This is a genomic window from Paenibacillus sp. J22R67, assembly GCF_059692175.1.
In genome coordinates, this window is sequence record NZ_JCAUAX010000019.1 from 1 (window position 1) to 17,066 (window position 17,066).

General features: G+C 46.5%; 19 protein-coding genes, 1 rRNA gene and 1 riboswitch. Of the genes, 16 read left to right on the top strand and 4 right to left on the bottom strand.

Translation table 11 applies throughout. The features are described from left to right. Window positions 1-108: ribosomal RNA gene (gene rrf, locus AC58VC_RS35640) — 5S ribosomal RNA — on the top strand; the annotation flags it as partial. Window positions 109-439: 331 nt separating this feature from the next. Here the strand turns inward: rrf and AC58VC_RS35645 are convergent. Further along, complete coding sequence (locus AC58VC_RS35645) at window positions 440-967, bottom strand: hypothetical protein (protein ID WP_497376268.1); 528 nt, start codon at window positions 965-967, stop codon at window positions 440-442. 134 nt (window positions 968-1,101) lie between these two features. On the opposite strand from AC58VC_RS35645, the gene AC58VC_RS35650 reads away from it, so the two are divergent. The 10 genes from AC58VC_RS35650 to rsmI all read left to right on the top strand — a co-directional run bounded on the left by AC58VC_RS35650 (window position 1,102) and on the right by rsmI (window position 8,460). Next, complete coding sequence (locus AC58VC_RS35650; RefSeq protein ID WP_497376269.1) at window positions 1,102-1,302, top strand: sigma factor G inhibitor Gin; 201 nt, start codon at window positions 1,102-1,104, stop codon at window positions 1,300-1,302. Between the two features lie 96 nt (window positions 1,303-1,398). After that, entirely contained in the window at window positions 1,399-2,910 is a 1,512-nt protein-coding gene (locus tag AC58VC_RS35655; protein ID WP_497376270.1) for an aminotransferase class I/II-fold pyridoxal phosphate-dependent enzyme, read from the top strand. Window positions 2,911-2,950: 40 nt separating this feature from the next. After that, on the top strand, window positions 2,951-3,607 hold the full coding sequence (gene tmk / locus AC58VC_RS35660; RefSeq protein ID WP_497376271.1) for a dTMP kinase: 657 nt from the start codon (window positions 2,951-2,953) through the stop codon (window positions 3,605-3,607). 63 nt (window positions 3,608-3,670) lie between these two features. Next, complete coding sequence (darA, locus tag AC58VC_RS35665) at window positions 3,671-4,000, top strand: cyclic di-AMP receptor DarA (protein WP_079417169.1); 330 nt, start codon at window positions 3,671-3,673, stop codon at window positions 3,998-4,000. A gap of 33 nt (window positions 4,001-4,033) precedes the next feature. Next, on the top strand, window positions 4,034-4,480 hold the full coding sequence (locus tag AC58VC_RS35670; protein ID WP_145669407.1) for a YaaR family protein: 447 nt from the start codon (window positions 4,034-4,036) through the stop codon (window positions 4,478-4,480). 16 nt (window positions 4,481-4,496) lie between these two features. Next, window positions 4,497-5,474: a DNA polymerase III subunit delta' gene (holB, locus tag AC58VC_RS35675; protein WP_497376315.1), complete on the top strand. Its 978-nt coding sequence runs from the start codon at window positions 4,497-4,499 to the stop codon at window positions 5,472-5,474. 1 nt (window position 5,475) lies between these two features. Beyond that, window positions 5,476-6,279: a PSP1 domain-containing protein gene (locus AC58VC_RS35680; RefSeq protein WP_127457118.1), complete on the top strand. Its 804-nt coding sequence runs from the start codon at window positions 5,476-5,478 to the stop codon at window positions 6,277-6,279. A gap of 59 nt (window positions 6,280-6,338) precedes the next feature. Further along, window positions 6,339-6,680 (top strand): DNA replication initiation control protein YabA, encoded by a 342-nt coding sequence (yabA, locus tag AC58VC_RS35685; RefSeq protein ID WP_497376272.1) that lies wholly within the window; start codon window positions 6,339-6,341, stop codon window positions 6,678-6,680. An 82-nt stretch (window positions 6,681-6,762) separates the two neighbouring features. Further along, window positions 6,763-7,518: a tRNA1(Val) (adenine(37)-N6)-methyltransferase gene (locus AC58VC_RS35690; RefSeq protein WP_497376273.1), complete on the top strand. Its 756-nt coding sequence runs from the start codon at window positions 6,763-6,765 to the stop codon at window positions 7,516-7,518. Window positions 7,519-7,572: 54 nt separating this feature from the next. Then, window positions 7,573-8,460 carry a 16S rRNA (cytidine(1402)-2'-O)-methyltransferase gene (gene rsmI, locus AC58VC_RS35695; RefSeq protein ID WP_497376274.1) on the top strand — a complete coding sequence of 296 codons (888 nt, stop codon included), beginning with the start codon at window positions 7,573-7,575 and terminating at the stop codon, window positions 8,458-8,460. Between the two features lie 424 nt (window positions 8,461-8,884). On the opposite strand, the gene AC58VC_RS35700 is transcribed toward rsmI, so the two are convergent. Beyond that, entirely contained in the window at window positions 8,885-9,139 is a 255-nt protein-coding gene (locus AC58VC_RS35700) for an AbrB/MazE/SpoVT family DNA-binding domain-containing protein (protein ID WP_127457122.1), read from the bottom strand. 371 nt (window positions 9,140-9,510) lie between these two features. Here AC58VC_RS35700 and AC58VC_RS35705 point away from each other — a divergent pair, with 371 nt between their 5' ends. Next, a complete protein-coding gene (locus AC58VC_RS35705) occupies window positions 9,511-10,788 on the top strand; it encodes an HD domain-containing protein (protein ID WP_497376275.1) in 1,278 nt (425 codons plus the stop codon). A gap of 28 nt (window positions 10,789-10,816) precedes the next feature. Then, entirely contained in the window at window positions 10,817-11,584 is a 768-nt protein-coding gene (locus AC58VC_RS35710) for a TatD family hydrolase (protein WP_497376276.1), read from the top strand. Here AC58VC_RS35710 and AC58VC_RS35715 read toward each other — a convergent pair. Then, window positions 11,570-12,802 (bottom strand): ABC transporter permease, encoded by a 1,233-nt coding sequence (locus AC58VC_RS35715; RefSeq protein ID WP_497376277.1) that lies wholly within the window; start codon window positions 12,800-12,802, stop codon window positions 11,570-11,572. The two genes, AC58VC_RS35710 and AC58VC_RS35715, sit on opposite strands and share 15 nt — an antisense overlap. Further along, window positions 12,799-13,542, bottom strand: coding sequence for an ABC transporter ATP-binding protein (locus AC58VC_RS35720; RefSeq protein ID WP_497376278.1), 744 nt, complete (start codon window positions 13,540-13,542; stop codon window positions 12,799-12,801). The genes AC58VC_RS35715 and AC58VC_RS35720 overlap by 4 nt, the downstream gene beginning before the upstream one ends. 282 nt (window positions 13,543-13,824) lie before the next feature. Beyond that, a riboswitch (cyclic di-AMP (ydaO/yuaA leader) is annotated at window positions 13,825-14,018 on the top strand. A gap of 290 nt (window positions 14,019-14,308) precedes the next feature. On the opposite strand from AC58VC_RS35720, the gene AC58VC_RS35725 reads away from it, so the two are divergent. The 3 genes from AC58VC_RS35725 (at window position 14,309) to rsmA (ending at window position 17,063) form a co-directional block, all read left to right on the top strand. After that, entirely contained in the window at window positions 14,309-15,448 is a 1,140-nt protein-coding gene (locus AC58VC_RS35725; RefSeq protein ID WP_497376279.1) for a resuscitation-promoting factor, read from the top strand. A gap of 116 nt (window positions 15,449-15,564) precedes the next feature. After that, window positions 15,565-16,107, top strand: coding sequence for a ribonuclease M5 (rnmV, locus tag AC58VC_RS35730; protein WP_497376280.1), 543 nt, complete (start codon window positions 15,565-15,567; stop codon window positions 16,105-16,107). A 47-nt stretch (window positions 16,108-16,154) separates the two neighbouring features. Then, window positions 16,155-17,063, top strand: a complete 909-nt coding sequence (rsmA, locus tag AC58VC_RS35735; protein WP_497376281.1) for a 16S rRNA (adenine(1518)-N(6)/adenine(1519)-N(6))-dimethyltransferase RsmA — start codon at window positions 16,155-16,157, stop codon at window positions 17,061-17,063. Window positions 17,064-17,066 lie beyond the last annotated feature (3 nt).

The window sequence follows — 17,066 nt, forward strand, 5'->3', positions numbered from 1 at the left end:
GATGGCGGAGGGGACCCACGCGTTCCCATCTCGAACACGACCGTTAAGCCCTCCAGCGTCGATGGTACTTGAACCGCAGGGTTCTGGGAGAGTAGAACGTTGCCAAGCACAGAAGAAAAGCCTTTTGAGAGAAATCTCAGAAAGGCTTTTTTTGTTTTGGACGAATGAGTATACCCTGAGCCCCAGATTTTCATTTTTTGCATAATTCAGAGGAAATGCACTTCTTCAACTGCAGAAAGCACATCAAAATCACCAGCTGCAAGGCTGTTATAACAAAATACCTGCATTTTGTACAGGTAATTCCACTAGAAATGACCAAAAGGGTTCATTCCACCGAAAATACCTGCACTTTTTACATCAAAGTTTGCTATGTAGCTTCTAAGCTTCCAAATTACCTACACTTTTTACAGTTATCATGGGTAATGAGCAAGCCTGTTTTTTATTGCAAGTAACAAGAGGTCTCTTTCTCAGAAATCTTCATTAAACCAGCTTTGCGATAAGGGCGGAATCGGAACAGCATCCACAGCCGCGGCATCAACATCCAGATGTGAAAGATCATGAAATAAATCAACCAAGGAGTCGGGATCCAAGGATATAAGACTGTAATTAGGGAGAGACCAATCCAGAATAAGTGGAGCTGTACTTTGCCAACTAGTCGAATTGATGCATGCCCGTCCGGCAGTGAGCCGCACCAGAATATCCCCCATCGATAAGACCAGCCTCTCATGGCCATCCCAATGGTGAATTGGAAGTAAGCCCGAACGAGCAGCGTATGGAAAACAAGAAGCAGCGGATAGCTAACTAACAGAGGGAGCCAGTTTGTTGGCTCAAATTTGAAGAATAAGGCCAAGGCAAGAATCAGGAAGTAGAGAATCCTTTTATACAAAGAATGATAAATGCGCTTCACTAAAGTATAACTATAAATAGTAGATTGTTTGGAGAGATTTGGTTCCTGTTTTGTTGACATGGTGATGACCTCCGTAAGCCGGTTACCCTGATAGAGGTAATATCGGCATATTCCTTCCAAGATATGAGCGTTTAGCTAGTTTAGGAGAATCGAGATTCGGATATACTAGTAGTAAAAGTGCATGGGGTGATCATATGGAGGAGAATCGAATTGGGATATGTATGATCTGTGAGCAGCAGCGAAATGGCGGTATTCATATTATTACAGCTTTCATTTGCGATGAATGCAGTGGTGAAATCGTCAAAACGAATGTGAGCGATCAGAAATACCCATTCTATGTAAGGCAGATGAGAAAAGCTTTTTACATGGGGAACTCAAAACAATATATGAACTAAATGGGAGAAGCTTCTGTCTGGAAGCTTTTTTGTTTTTTCTGCTTCAATCCACTACTATAAGGGTATTAAGTAGAAAGTTCAAGGAGTCCTATTCGCATGAGCAGCAATCAAAATTCAGAGAATAAGTTCAAAGCGCCGTTATACGAGGCAATGGTAGCTCATCAAGCGCAAAATCCAGTGAGTCTGCACGTGCCGGGCCATAAATCGGGTCAGGGGTTACTGGTCGAGGGTGCCCCCTTTTATGAACATATCATGTCAATTGATTATACGGAAATAACAGGCCTAGATGATCTGCATCATCCAGAGGGCGTAATTATGGAGGCGGAACAGTTAGCGGCGGCCTGCTTTGGGGCAGAAGAAACACATTTCCTCATTGGTGGCAGTACGGTTGGGAATATCTCCATGATTGCGGCCGTCTGTGAAAGAGGTGATGTCATTCTTGTTCAAAGAAATGTACATAAATCTGTTATTCACGGGTTGATGTTGGCCGGGACGAGAGCTGTGTTCATTGCGCCTTCCATTGATCCACAAACGGGTGTTGCAACGAGTGTACATATGGAAACTGTGAAACAAGCTTTGCAACAATATCCGGAGGCTAAGGCTTTATTTTTGACCAATCCGAACTATTATGGCATGGGCGTCAACTTAGCCCCTTTTGCAGAGTTGATGCATACGCAGGGGAAGATGCTTTTGGTGGATGAGGCTCATGGCGCTCATTACGGTTTTCACCCGGAGGTACCAGCCTCTGCCCTATCACAAGGAGCGGATGCAGTCGTACAGTCTACGCATAAGATGCTTACCGCAATGACGATGGGGGCTATGCTTCATTTGAAAGGGCCGCGTATCAATCGTGAAGCGATTCGCCGACTTTTGGGAATGCTGCAGAGCTCAAGTCCCTCCTATCCCATCATGGCATCCTTAGATTTGGCGAGAAAAAAGATGCATACGGAAGGGGAAACTTGGCTGTCAGAAGGGATTACGCTGGTTAAAGAATTTAGATCCAAACTGGATCAAATGAATAGATTTCATTACTTCCCTCTGGAGTTTCCGGTATCTCGAAGTGAAGGATATGATACGGCGGATCCCTTCAAAGTAGCTATTTGTGATGCGACACAAACTTTAAGTGCTACGGAGCTCAAAAACAGATTAGAGGAGCAAGGCATTTACGTGGAAATGTCGGATGGCCGTCACGTGCTGCTTGTCTTCACACCAGCTTCGAGCCGTACGGATTTAGAAAAGGTTCTAGGCGCGTTAGCCAACATTTGTTTGGACGTTCCAGCACAAAAGAAGGAACTTCATGCGCCTATCTCGAATATACTTAAATTACCCTACTACACACAAATCTCTTCACCAATTGTTTTTGATCTGAGAGAAATCTCAAGAGAAGGGCGGGAAGTGGGAACTTATCGTCAGGTAAGCGTGGAGGATGCGGTTGGCAAGCGTTCTGCGGATATGGTGATCCCTTATCCACCAGGAATTCCTTATCTATACCCGGGTGAAGTTATTACGGATACCGTGGCTGAAGCTTTACTACAATTAGCGGCAAACGGAATCAAGTTTCAAGGTACGGAATTTGGTCAGACACACAAGTTAAAGGTATACACATAAACTATTATATGGACTGGTAAAGCAGCACGCAGGAGGAAGAGTGAACGGAATATTCATTACTTTTGAAGGACCGGACGGTTCCGGAAAAACGACACAGCTCAAGAAATTAGGTGAAGAGCTTAAGAAATTAGGACATGATGTTCTGGTAACAAGGGAACCAGGGGGAACAGCAATCAGCGATAAGATTCGCAGTATCATTCTTGATCCTGTGAATGAAGAAATGGTCGATCAGGCGGAAGTGCTGCTATACGCGGCATCCCGAGCGCAGCATGTGCACCAGTTGATTTTACCGGCTCTGGAAGCTGGCCGCATTGTTCTGTGCGATCGTTTCATTGATGCAAGTGTTGCTTATCAGGGATACGGGCTAGGCTTGGATATTGAGCAGGTCAAAGCTATTTCACGCTATGCGAGCTCAGGCTTACAAGCAACTCGAACATTCATTCTGGATGTTCCTGTAGAAGTCAGTATGGCTCGATTGCATCAGAGAGCTTCAGGCGCCACAACTGCTGCGGAGCAGCTCGACCGCATTGAACAGAAGCATGTGGATTACCACAGCCGAGTAAGGGAAGGATTCCACCAGATCGCATCCAGTCATCCTGAGCGCGTAAGAGTAATTAACGCTAACCGCAGTGTAGAGGAGATTGCAGCAGATATTTGGAGTCAGTGTAACCGTTTGCTTGAGGAACATTTTGCTTAGGAACATTTTTCCGTGAGAAGCAGAAAATCCATTCTTAGTTTATAATAAGAGGAGGCAACCCCTATGAAACTAGTCGTAGCTGTTGTACAAGATAAGGACAGTAACCGTCTCTCCAATGCGTTAATTAAAGAGGGTTTTCGCGCTACGAAGCTGGCAAGTACAGGCGGTTTTCTACGCGCAGGAAATACGACTTTCATGATCGGTACGGAAGATGAGAGAGTGCAAGAGGTTATGCAGGTCATTCGTGCCAATTGCAAAATTCGGGAACAGCTTGTTACACCGGTTTCTCCAATGGGAGGAACGACAGATTCTTATATTCCTTTCCCAGTGGAAGTGCAAGTGGGTGGAGCCGCGGTATTCGTATTACCGGTAGAGCGCTTCGAGCATTACTAAATTATAGATGACCTTAATAAGGATGGATGCGTCTTGAAAATTAATCCGGGGTGGCAGCCCATTGGTAAGAACGTCAAAGTGAATGAGAACGTACCGCCGCCACAGATGGCACCCCGGAATTTCTCTGACATTATGCAGCAGCAGGATGAGAAATTTACGCAGGAGCAATTGTCCAAAATGGTGCAGCAAATTACGCTGCAAGGCGACCGTCTGTCACGGGCGATGACCGTGAGAGAGCTTCTCCAGTATAAATTGCTGATTAGGCAATTCTTGGAGGAAACGGCTCGCCGAGGTGTTAATTTACGAGATACGAAGGGCTGGGATCGTCGCGGCCGTTCGAAGCGATATAAGCTTTTGGAAGAAATTGACCAGGAGCTCCTCTCTTTAGCAGATGAATTGCTGGAGAGCGAACAGGGGCGCATTGAGATTTTACAAAAAATCGGAGAAATCCGAGGCATGTTGATTAACTTGTTATTTTAGGGTGGTGCCACAACGAATGTCCTTCCAAACCATACCGGGGCAAGCAGCGGCAAAGCAACTTCTGCAGAACGGGCTGCGACAAGACAAGCTGTCTCACGCCTATATATTTAGCGGGCCTGTTGGGACAGGGCGTTCCGAAATGGCGATAGCATTAGCGAAAGCGATTTATTGTCAACACGGAACGGATGACGCCTGTGGTGAGTGTTTGGAATGCCGCAAGGTGGAGCACAGCAATCACCCCGATCTGCATATCGTTGTACCTGATGGGGCCTCGATCAAAATTGAGCAAATTCGGGAGCTTCAGAAGGAGTTTGCGTATCGCGCAACAGCTTCCGGCACGAAAATATATATTCTGCATCATGCAGAGAAAATGACCGTACAGGCAGCAAATAGTCTTTTGAAATTTCTAGAAGAACCGACTTCCAGGGTCGTTGCTATTCTCATCACAGAGAATGGAAACGCCTTATTACCAACGATTCAGTCGCGGGCACAGTGGATTCAATTCACTCCAATGGCGCGTGAGCAGATGGTGCTAACGCTGCTGGAAGAGGGTTTTCCGGCTGCTCTTGTACAGCCTGCTGCGCATTTAACGGCAGGATTACAAGCGGCTAGGGAGCTAATCGGAGCGAATTGGTTTGCAGAAATGAGAACCGTAATGTTACAATTAGCGAAGGAGACGCTCACACGTTTTCCTACTTCTATGATTACGGTTCAGCAACGAATTGTGAAAACAGAACTTGCGGAACACATGTCGAGTCTTTTCGACTTGTTGATTCTCTGGTTTAAAGATATGGTGCAACTGCGTCTTGAGCGCAGAGACAGGCTTGTATATAATGACCAGCTAGACTGGATGAGCTCCCTAGCGTTCAGTCGGGATGTCTCAGTCTGGGTGCGTATGATGGAGCAAGCCGTAGAATTACAAAAGCGACTGCGCTTCAACGCCAACTCTCAGCTGGTTATAGAGAAAATGCTCGTGGAGATGCAGGGGGTGTAAGATGTATTCGGTTGTAGGCGTCCGCTTCAAAAAAGCGGGTAAAATATATTATTTTGATCCAATCGATTTGCCGATTGAGCAAGAAAGTGCCGTTATTGTTGAAACCGCTCGAGGTGTGGAATATGGCAAAGTAGTGGTGGGCAAGAAGATCGTCAAAGAAAATGATGTCGTTCTTCCGCTTAAAAAGGTCATTCGCATTGCGGATGATTCGGATGCAGATTTGGTTGAAGAGAATAAAAAAGCAGCTAAGGATGCGTTCCAAACGTGCCACGACAAAATTAGAGATCATAGTCTTAAGATGAAGCTTGTGGACGTAGAGTATACCTTTGACCGCAATAAAATTATTTTTTATTTTACAGCTGAGGGGCGCGTTGATTTCCGGGAACTCGTGAAAGATTTGGCGAGTATTTTCCGGACAAGAATCGAACTGCGTCAAATTGGTGTGCGGGACGAAGCAAAAATGTTAGGCGGTATTGGTCCGTGTGGGCGGATTCTATGCTGTTCGTCGTTTTTAGGTGATTTTGAACCGGTATCCATCAAGATGGCCAAGGATCAGAACTTATCGCTTAATCCAACGAAGATTTCGGGTTTGTGCGGCCGCTTAATGTGCTGCTTGAAGTACGAACATGATAATTATGAAAGTGCGAAGGACTCTCTGCCAACCGTTGGTAGGCATGTGATCACTTCTTTTGGTAATGGTAAGGTACTAGGGTTAAATATCAGTGAGCGTACCGCGAAGGTTCAATTATTCGACCTTGGTAAAGCACTTGATTTACCTTTCGATGATGTAGTTGAACAAGAGTAGCGGCAAAGGATCCAAGGAGGCGCTGGCCAGTAAGCATGCATGGCACTAGAGGTGAAAGCGTGGATAAACAAGATATTTTTGGACAAATAGATGGGATCGAAGAACGAATGGGTGCCACTTATGCCGAGTTGGGTGCCTTAAAGAAACAAATCATTATACTCATCGAAGAAAATAAGAGACTAAGCATAGAAAATCAGCAACTACGCAAGCTGATTCGACAAGAGGAGACGACTGTTGAACAGCCTGTCGGAGAGGCAGAGGAAACGGTTTCGTTATCAGGAGCCGGATATGATAATTTGACCCGCTTGTACAATGAAGGATTTCACATATGCAATGTGTATTATGGACACCTTCGGACCGAGGGAGATTGTTTGTTTTGCTTATCCTTTTTAAATAAATAAGTGTGTTTGACCGTAGGGGTTTATGCCTTACGGTTTTTTTCCATAGATGAGCGAAAACTAGAAAGGAAATGAAGAACTGCGTATGGTGCCTTTACGACCGACTGAAAGAATTGATGATTTATTAACGTATGATTTAAAAATTATTCAAAGCGAGGAAGTGTTCAGCTTTTCGATGGATGCTGTCCTGCTTGGCCGATTTTGCAGTTTGCCACCGAAGGGCCGAGTTATTGATTTGTGTACAGGCAACGGTGTTGTGCCGCTGCTCCTCTCTACCCGAACTAAGGCAGATATCTGGGGCGTCGAAATCCAAGAGCGACTTGCCGATATGGCGGTTCGCAACGCTTTGCTGAATGATTTGGGCGAAAGACTACATATGATACAAGGCGATCTAAAGACCATTCATGAGACTTTAGGCCACGGTCAATTCGATGCTGTAACGGTGAATCCGCCCTATCTCCCTGTCCCCAATGGGGAGCAGAACGTGAATGAACATTTTGCAGCAGCGCGTCATGAAATTCACTGTAACTTGGAAGATGTGATTGCAGCGTGTGCGAAGCTGGTTAAAGCAGGTGGCAAAGTGGCCATGGTTCACCGGGCAACGCGCTTGGTTGATATCATCAGTTTAATGAGGAAATACCGCTTGGAGCCGAAAAGAATTCGCTATGTGCACGCACGTGCTGGGGAAGAGGCGATGATGGTGCTGATTGAGGGAATGAAGGATGGTAAACCAGAAATTCGTACCCTGCCTCCGCTAATCGTTTATAACGAGAACCAGGAATATTGTAAAGAATTGAAGGAAATTTATTATGGGGGCAGAGCTTCCTTAGAGTTTTCGTAAAAATAAATATTAGCGTATATGGAAGCATATGACTAAAGTGAAGAGGGACAAACAGTGGGCTTAAATGTGCAAAAAAGTTATCGCGAGGACGGGAACACCTCGGGCACGCTCTACCTGGTTGCCACACCGATCGGCAACCTCGAAGACATGACCTTTCGGGCGATTCGCATCCTAAAGGAAGTGAACCTGATTGCCGCTGAAGATACGCGGCAATCCCGCAAGCTGCTGACGCACTTCGAGATCGCTACGCGAATCGTCAGCTATCACGAACACAACAAGCAGGCAAGCGGACCCGAACTCGTCCGCTTGCTGCTTGAAGGGCAGAGCATCGCGCTTGTCAGCGATGCAGGACTGCCGGCCATCTCCGATCCAGGTTATGACCTGGTGAGGATGGCTGTGGAGCAGGGCGTGCCGGTGGTTCCTGTCCCCGGCGCGAATGCGGCCCTGTCGGCGCTGATTGCATCAGGCCTGCCGACAGAGCGGTTTGCCTTCGTCGGGTTTCTCCCCCGGGAGAAAAAGGATCAGACGAAGGTGCTTGAAGGGCTGCAGCACGTGCAGGACACGCTGCTGTTCTATGAATCGCCGCACCGCGTCGAGAAAACACTTACCCGTATGGCGGAAGTGTGGGGGCCGGAGCGCCGGGTTTGTCTCGCCCGCGAGCTGACGAAGCGGTACGAGGAGTTTCTGCGGGGCACGATTGCAGAGTGCCTCGAGCACCTCACGCAGTATCCGCCGCAGGGGGAGTACTGCGTAATCGCCGAAGGCGCATCAGCCGAGGCGGTGAAGGAAGCCGCCGACGGTTGGTGGGAGGCGATGTCGCTAGGCGAACATGTCGAGCACTATGAGGGACAGGGCAGCGATCGGAAAGAAGCGATGAAGCAGGTTGCGATCGATCGCGGACTATCCAAGCGGGACGTTTACAACGCATTGCTTGAGCGTTAAGCGCGCGGGCTTGGTTGGATCTGTTTCCAGTACCTATGTATGCCACTTGCTTGATTGCTGTATGGCATGGCAGCCCCGTTTAGGGAACTACAAGCCGCTATTTTGGCAAAGAGCGGAGGTTTAGCTGCTGCCGGGGAACTTTAAAGCCTTATTTTGCTTGAGTTGAATGGTTTTCGGCTATGATCTGTGAAATAGCGGATCATAGTTCCCTTGCAACTGCTAATAGGTTATTTTGAGGAAAATAACGTCCTGTAGTTCCCACATAAGGCGGGGTCGAGGCCATGGATCAGCGCTGCAGGAAAGTCTAGACAAAAAAAGATCTCTAATCCGTGGCCGAAGCCAACAAATTAGAGATTAGAGGAGATATGAAAAAGGTTAGAATTACCAATAGGATAAGTGCTACTTCTATTATATACTATTTTTCTTATTTTGTCACAGGTGTTGGCATTTCTGCTAAACAAATATGACAAACAATTTTTCCCTTGAAGTAAGAGACGCCTTCAGCGTTGCCACAGAAAATACAAGCAGGCTCATATTTCTTAAGCATGATACGCTCGCCATCTACGTAAATTTCAAGAGCATCTTTCTCGCCAATACCTAGTGTACGACGAAGTTCAATTGGAATAACGACACGCCCCAATTCGTCAACTTTTCTTACAATGCCCGTAGATTTCATCATATATATAAACCCCTTTCGATTTTATAAAAATTTTATCAATATCGTCATGTTTCGACATAACTCTTAAACTAATGATACCAACCATTCCCAAAATAGTCAACCATATTTTCGCTGGTTTGGGCGAGATGACAAACATTTTTTGAAATTTTATCACATCTGAAAAGGTGGGAAAAACCAAGCGGAATAAGGATTTGTAAATAATATATTACTATTTGATGCGAGAAAAGGTGGAATTAGGAAATTCATTTAAGGGGGCTTAAACAATAAAAAAATGGTATTAGATTATTCGACAAAATAAGACATGAATGTCGACATGATGGTGTGAAATGTCGAAAAGATGTAGAATTTTAATAAAGAGAGGTTGTGATTGAATGAAGGAAGAGAAGGTTTTTAAAGATCCAGTCCATAAATATATTTACGTGCAGGATAACACGATCTGGGATTTGATCAACACGCGGGAGTTCCAGAGGCTGCGTCGCATTCGACAATTAGGAACCTCTTATTTAACTTTTCATGGTGCCGAGCACAGCCGGTTCTCGCATTCACTTGGTGTGTACGAGATCACGCGTAAAATTATTTCCCAGTTCGAACGCAATCAATATGAAGATTGGCCGAAGGAAGAGCGTTTAATTTGTCTTTGTGCGGCGCTGCTGCACGATTTGGGGCATGGGCCTTTCTCCCATTCGATTGAGAAGGCTTTCGGAACGCGGCATGAGGATTGGTCTTGCAAGATCGTGCTTGGGGATACGGAGGTCAATAAAGTTTTGAGCCGGGTATCGCCTGATTTTCCCAAAAAAGTGGCGGGTGTCATTTGCAAATCCTACAATGAAGAAATTGTTGTAAGCCTCGTTTCGTCCCAATTGGACGCCGATCGGATGGATTACCTGTTGAGAGATGCATATTTCACTGGTGTTAATTACGGGACGTTCGATCTGGAGCGAATACTCCGTGTTATTCGGCCCTATCGTGGGCATATTGTGGTTAAAGAAAGTGGTATGCATGCTGTAGAAGATTACCTAATGTCACGTTATCAGATGTACTGGCAGGTCTATTTCCATCCGGTGACACGGAGTGCGGAGATTCTGCTGCACAAAATCTTTGCTCGTGCCAAACATTTATATGAAGATAACTACACGTTTGGCTTTATGACGGATCCCATCCTGCACCTGATTCAGAATAAGATTTCGCTTGAAGATTATTTGCTTCTGGACGAGTCTGTGATGCAGGCGATGTTAACGTTTTGGATGAGTGAGAAGGACCCAATCCTTGCTGATATGTGTAAGCGATTTTTGGACCGCAAACTGTATAAATACAGTACCTTTGATGAGTCAAATCAGCGCATGATTCAGCTTATGGAGAAGGTAATGGCGGAGGTTGGCCTCGATCCGATCTACTATATGGAAATTGATTTTCCGTCGAATCAATCCTATGATGTGTACAGACCTGGCGAGACGGAGGATAATTTGCCGATTCTGCTTCTAGATCATAAGGAAACGTTAACCGAAATCACCCATCGATCGGAGATTGTTCAGTCTATTAGCGGTTTTCAAATGGGTAAGCATCATGTCTATTACCCCGAGGAGCTACTGGAGCGTCTGAATGCTTCTGCGTATCCGGAATTATGGGAGATGCTCGGCGAGCAGGAATAAATACATAAGAGGGAATAAGGAGAAGAACATGCTAACAGACTCACATACACATTTAAATGCGGAACAATTTCAGGAAGACCAAGACGAGGTTATACAACGCGCCCGGGATGCCGGCGTTACAAGAATGGTCAATGTTGGTTTTAATCGGGAGACGATTCCTAGTTCAATAGCACTTGCCGAAAAATATGATTTCATCTATTCAACAGTAGGTTGGCATCCAGTGGACGCGATTGATATGATGCCAGGAGATTTGGAGTGGATCGAATCGTTGTGTCAACATGAAAAAGTAGTGGCTATCGGGGAAATCGGACTGGACTATTACTGGGATAAGTCGCCTAAGGATGTACAGCAGCGGGTCTTTCGGGAGCAAATTAGGTTGGCGCGCAAGCTTCAAATGCCAATTGTGATTCATAACCGAGATGCGCATCAGGATATTTTGACCATTTTAAAAGAGGAGAAGGCTGCTGAAGTCGGGGGGATTATGCATTGTTTCTCGGGGAGTTGGGAGACGGCCAAGCAGTGTTTGGATATGAATTTCCATATTTCCTTTGGAGGGCCTGTAACCTTCAAAAATGCAAGGCAGCCCAAGGAAGTGCTAGCGCAGGTTCCATTGGACCGCTTACTAATTGAGACGGATGCTCCTTACTTGACTCCGCATCCATTCCGCGGCAAGCGTAACGAATCAGCTTATGTTCGGTTGGTAGCCGAAACGGCCGCGGAAATTAAGGGCTTAAGTCTAGAAGAGCTTGCAGAAATAACGACAAACAACGCGATCGCTTTGTTAGGTCTCAAGTAAAGCGTTCTTGGCAAACTTTCGTCGGAGCAAGACTCCACAGACCAGTGAGATGAAGAGGAAGCCAATGAGCGGTACAACAAGGTAAATAGGTGAAGACCTGATTAATAGTGGAACCGAAAGCATACATAATTCTAGCAGCAAGGCTGACCAAATGATGAAGGCTAAGGAGCCGGCTTTCAACTGACGGTTGAGCGGGTACATTTCAAGCCAAAAGGTATAGCGGTGTGAACGCTCGAGCGGCGTGAGTTGAACCATCGAAATGACTAAAGCGATAAAGAAGATGAGAAGTCGTGCTGTGCTGCTGCTTGAAACGGCGATGGCTAATGTGCCCAGCAAGGAAATACGTAAGACAATCGCGAATAGCTCCGTACGTAGAAATGTTTTCATATATATGTACAGATAGGTTGCATCTTGTTTAAAAGGAATAAATCTAGTGACCCCGCTGATCCAGCTTCGGCGGGTTATTCGCGCTCCCAATTGCGGAACATCCACGAACCAGTTAAAAAAGGCATAAAGCCGTGCCTGCTGCTGCCTTTCCTTCGCAATGAGATAGTCCCACCCGATGTAGTACTTGGATACATAATGCGTGGCTGTTAACCAAGCTAATGTAAGTACAAGAGCAGCTCCGCTTGCCCAGAGAATGCTTGTAAGGAATTGCAGAGAAATCAGGACGGCTGTTGCTATCCAGCGGAAGCTAACGGAAGCCCTTCTTGCACGCTCATGTGTAAATCGGCTTTCTTGCCAACTAGCCAATAAATTGGCTACCTTCATTAATAGAAGCAAGGCAAGCATCCATAAGAAATGCTGTTCGTCATGACCGAGGCAGTGATGATATAAGGGCCATAATACGACCCATGCCAGAAATGTCCAAAAGGCTTGCAGCGCCAAGCTGTACTTGAATCCGCCGCGGAAGTAGGGGCCCATCTGATGTTCAATACGCAGTAAAAACATACGGTCTGCGCTTCTGGCTAGTGTGCGAATCGGGCTTGAGGATAACAAAGGTACAAGCAGCAAAAGGACGATCCACAGATAGGGATAATCTGTCGGAAGGCGCTGTAGTATTTTTGCATAATAATAGGAAGAAAGGATGACAAGAAATAACAGGAAGCCAAAAAAATTACTGCGCGCTGCATACTGCAGGTAGCCCATGGATTCCTTCATATAATGTTCAAACCTCTTCTGCCATAGGGCACGGGTATCCATGTCCATCGCTTTCATACCAGTTCTCCTTTTACAAGCTTATAGAAGATGTCGTCCAGTGACGCTTGCTGGAGCCCTGTTTGCTGACGTAATTCGACTAAATCGCCTTGGGCGACCATGTGTCCTTTGTGCAGGACGACATAGTTATCGCAATATTTTTCAATCGTAGACAAAATATGCGAAGATATGAGGAATGACGCGCCACGTTGCTTCATTTTGACCATTAACTCCAGCAATGAGCGGATGGCTAACGGATCGAGTCCGAGAAAAGGTTCATCAATGATGTAGAGGGAAGGTTCGATTAAGAACGCATTCATGATCATGACCTTTTGCTTCATCCCTTTGGATAAATGGCTTGCGAAGGAATTGAGCTTGTCCTGCATGTGAAACTGTTCGAGCAGCGCTTGTGAACGGGAGAGATAGTCATCCTTCGTTAAGCCGTAGGCCATGGCGGTTAACTCCAGGTGTTCACGAATGGTTAACTCTTCATATAGCTCTGGACTTTCCGGTACATAAGCATAAGTGGCACGGTAAGGCAGCGGATCTTCGGCTAACGTCAAACCGTTAATTTTTACCCAACCCCTTTGTGGTTGAAGCAGTCCAAGGATGTTCTTGATGGTCGTACTTTTTCCTGCGCCATTCAGTCCGATCAATCCCATCATTTCACCCTGACGAATTGTAAATGTGAGGTCGTGAAGAACGGGCTTATTTGGTAAATATCCCCCGAATAAAGAGTCAACTTGTAATATGGGACCCATCTCAGTGCCTCCCTAAATATCTAATTATTGGAATTTATACATCAGTTTCATACCTGATAATTATAAACAAATTTAGTTTAGAAGCCTAGTTTAAGAGTGAAAACACGAAGAAACTTAGTATTCGTACGTTATAGTGAGATAAATGTAGATAAAAAGTGGTTTTGTTTTGAAAATAAGCTATTTTTAAATGATTTAGCCCTTTTTAGTAGGTGTCAATCCCTTTACAGGCAGAGATTAACAGCGTAATATACTTTTCATAATAACTTAATAACCAATTTGCCATTTTTCCATTCGCTGAGTTCCAATTATGGGAACGGGGGAACCACTGTTAACTTATAAAGCGGTATCGCTGACGAAGTAAACAGAGTGAGTAACAGGGGTGAATCTTGGACGTTTAACGGAAGTTTACGTCTGAGTAGGGCGACTCTCACGTCCGAATCCGTCAGCTAACCTCGTAAGCGTAAGAGAGGTAACGATTGTCGTTCGTGCTATTTGTGTATTTTTACTATGCAAACTAAGCCAGCGAGAAGAGTCCTCTTCTTGCTGGCTTTTTGTCCCCATAAGGACCTTTAACTGTTTCGGACGATTAATCACAGCCCGGAATTCATAGGATGATGAATAGCAAAGCTGGGTGGGACGACCAGAACGCAGCCGTTTCTTAGCAGCTGCCGATGGACGACACGTTAAGTTAAATTAAAAACCTTAGTCGCGTCAAATTTATTCATGCTGTAACCTGGCGGCGAGGCTTTGAAGGAGGACCGAAGAAGTGGGCAGTATCTCTTTTAGCGAGACCCATGTAAAACGATCATCCAGCATGTCCTTCGCATTGCGATGGAAGCATGAAAACTTGCGTTTGATTTTAAGCCTGGCTATAATCTCAATCGCAATGACTTTCATGTTTTTGGTGTTGTTGTACGGTACGGCTACCAAGAGCGTATCCGTGGTTGTGAATGGACAAGAAACCGTTGTGCATACGAAGCAATGGGTCCTGCAACGCCTACTGGATGAACAAGCCATAACGATTGGTGAACACGATGAAATATCTGCAGACCCTACTGCTACAATCAAGGGCGGGGACAAATTCGTCATCGAACACGCTTCTCCAATTCAATTGACTGCTGATGGAAAGACCACCACTGTTTACACAACTGCAAGAACGGTTGAAAGTGCATTGCAACGTTTACATATTGCACTTGGGGAGCACGATAAGCTGACTCCCGAACCGACATCCTCTTTGAGCACTGGCGATGAAATCAAAATCGTCCGTGTCAAAAAAGAGACGGAAGAAGTAACAGAGCCGATCGCATTCGACACGGAGAAGAAAAGTGATGCATCGCTGCTTAAAGGTAAAGAGCAGGTCGTTCAAGAAGGTAAAGAGGGCGTACTTCTGAAAAAGAAAGAAAAGACTTACGAAGATGGCGTGTTAGTTGCAGAAGCTGTTGTAGGTCAAGAAGTACAAGAACAAAGTGTTAAAAAAGTAGTGTCGATTGGCACGAAAAATCCCGTTGTTGTTCTATCAGCATCATCCCCTAGTGTGGATGAAGTTTCTAAGAATGGTGTGACATTTGGGTATAAACAAATCCTTAAGAATGTGAAGCTCACGGCTTATTCAGCGGGAGCCGATTCGACAGGGAAATCCGAGGGTACTCCTGGGTACGGTAAGACGTATACAGGAACTACGGTTACTGAGGGCAGAACGATTGCGGTTGATCCGAAAGTTATCCCACTGGGTTGGTGGGTTTACATTGAGGGCGTTGGCTTCCGTCGTGCTGAGGACATCGGTAGCGGTGTGAAAGGCCAAATGATCGATGTCTACTTTGAAGATCATGGCTATGCCAATAAATTCGGAACGAAGCAAGGCTACACGGTCTATGTCGTAGGACCGAAAAAGCCGTCTGAAAATTAACGTGTAAACGTCTGTTTCAGCGGGAACAATGTCAATATACGTTGCCAGGCAAGCAGCCTGGGCGAAAGAAGAGGGAACCCCTCTTCTTTTTCTGCGTACTGGGAAGGGAACCGATTATGATTAAAGAAGTCATTGTCGTTGAAGGCAAGGACGATACGGCAGCTATTCGCCGAGCCGTCGAGGCGGACACGATAGAGACAGGCGGCTCTGCCATCGGGCAAGCCGTATTGAAGCGAATAGCCCTCGCACAGCAGCGCAGAGGCGTCATTATTTTTACGGATCCGGATCACGCAGGTGAGCGGATACGGAAGATTGTGGCAGCCAAGGTGCCTGGCTGCAAACATGCCTTTATCACGCAGCAGCAGGCTGAGTATAAAGGCGACATTGGCGTGGAGAACGCAGCGCCAGAGATTGTCCGGGAAGCACTACAGAACCTTCGGACAGAGTACGACGGGGCTGTGTCACAGCTTACCATGGAAGATCTCATGGCCGCAGGACTAATCGTTCATCCAGAGGCGGCTTCCCGCCGACTCGTTGTTGGCAATGCGCTGGGTATCGGCTACTGCAATGGCAAACAATTTTATAAGCGATGTGCGATGTTCCAGATCTCCCGTGAGGAATTTGAGGCAGCTTTGGAGCATCTGACGCCGAAGATCTAGAGTAATATAGTGGAATTCAGAACCTATAGATAAATGAGGGCTACAAAATGACTATACCCGGCAATGAAGTGATTGTAACAGCGGAAGATGTCGCAACACCCAGTAAGACGAAGCAAATTATTAAAAAGCACAGTCTCGTGCTCAAAAAGAGTTTGGGTCAGAACTTCCTGATTGACCAGAACATCTTGAGCAAGATCGTTTCGGCCGCTGAGCTTGGGCCTAACAAGGGCGCGCTGGAAGTCGGCCCTGGCATCGGGGCGCTCACCCAGCAGCTGGCCAAGCTCGCAGGGCGCGTCTTGGCCGTGGAGATCGATCAGCGTCTCCTGCCTATCCTAGGCGAGACGCTGCAGCCTTATCCCCATGCGAGTGTCGTGCATGGCGATATTTTGAAGACTGACCTGCCGGAATTGTTCCGGCAGCATTTTGACGGGCTGGATGGCGTCAGTGTCGTCGCCAATCTGCCGTACTACATCACGACGCCGATTATTATGAAGCTTCTCGAAGAGAAGCTTCCCTTGGAGAACATCGTCGTGATGATTCAAAAAGAGGTGGCCGACCGCATGGCGGCTCGCCCGGGCACCAAAGATTACGGCAGCCTCAGCATTGCCGTGCAGTTCCACTGCGAGCCGGAGCTCGTCACGATCGTGCCGCGCACCGTCTTTGTGCCGCAGCCGAACGTTGACTCTGCCGTTATCCGGCTGCGTGTGCGCAAAACCCCGCCGGTCGAAGTGGCGGACGTGGACTTCTTCTTCACTGTCGTCCAAGCGTCCTTCGTCCAGCGGCGCAAAACCTTGTACAACAACCTGGCTGCGCGGTTCTTTACCAAAGAAAACAAACCTGAGCTGGAAGCTCTGCTCCAGGGCATCAACATCGAGCCTTCGCGCCGCGGTGAGACGCTCAGCATGGAAGAATTCGCGCGCTTGTCGACTGCGCTTCGCGCGCACGGCTGTAAATAACCC

Bases quoted from the DNA above. Each gene is read 5' to 3' on its own strand.
- rnmV (WP_497376280.1), top strand. From the start codon at position 15,565: ATGATTAAAGAAGTCATTGTCGTTGAAGGCAAGGACGATACGGCAGCT.
- darA (WP_079417169.1), top strand. From the start codon at position 3,671: ATGAAACTAGTCGTAGCTGTTGTACAAGATAAGGACAGTAACCGTCTC.
- AC58VC_RS35690 (WP_497376273.1), top strand. From the start codon at position 6,763: ATGGTGCCTTTACGACCGACTGAAAGAATTGATGATTTATTAACGTAT.
- AC58VC_RS35645 (WP_497376268.1), bottom strand. From the start codon at position 967: ATGTCAACAAAACAGGAACCAAATCTCTCCAAACAATCTACTATTTAT.
- AC58VC_RS35655 (WP_497376270.1), top strand. From the start codon at position 1,399: ATGAGCAGCAATCAAAATTCAGAGAATAAGTTCAAAGCGCCGTTATAC.
- AC58VC_RS35705 (WP_497376275.1), top strand. From the start codon at position 9,511: ATGAAGGAAGAGAAGGTTTTTAAAGATCCAGTCCATAAATATATTTAC.
- AC58VC_RS35715 (WP_497376277.1), bottom strand. From the start codon at position 12,802: ATGAAAGCGATGGACATGGATACCCGTGCCCTATGGCAGAAGAGGTTT.
- holB (WP_497376315.1), top strand. From the start codon at position 4,497: ATGTCCTTCCAAACCATACCGGGGCAAGCAGCGGCAAAGCAACTTCTG.
- AC58VC_RS35720 (WP_497376278.1), bottom strand. From the start codon at position 13,542: ATGGGTCCCATATTACAAGTTGACTCTTTATTCGGGGGATATTTACCA.
- rsmA (WP_497376281.1), top strand. From the start codon at position 16,155: ATGACTATACCCGGCAATGAAGTGATTGTAACAGCGGAAGATGTCGCA.
- AC58VC_RS35700 (WP_127457122.1), bottom strand. From the start codon at position 9,139: ATGATGAAATCTACGGGCATTGTAAGAAAAGTTGACGAATTGGGGCGT.
- AC58VC_RS35680 (WP_127457118.1), top strand. From the start codon at position 5,476: ATGTATTCGGTTGTAGGCGTCCGCTTCAAAAAAGCGGGTAAAATATAT.
- AC58VC_RS35710 (WP_497376276.1), top strand. From the start codon at position 10,817: ATGCTAACAGACTCACATACACATTTAAATGCGGAACAATTTCAGGAA.
- AC58VC_RS35650 (WP_497376269.1), top strand. From the start codon at position 1,102: ATGGAGGAGAATCGAATTGGGATATGTATGATCTGTGAGCAGCAGCGA.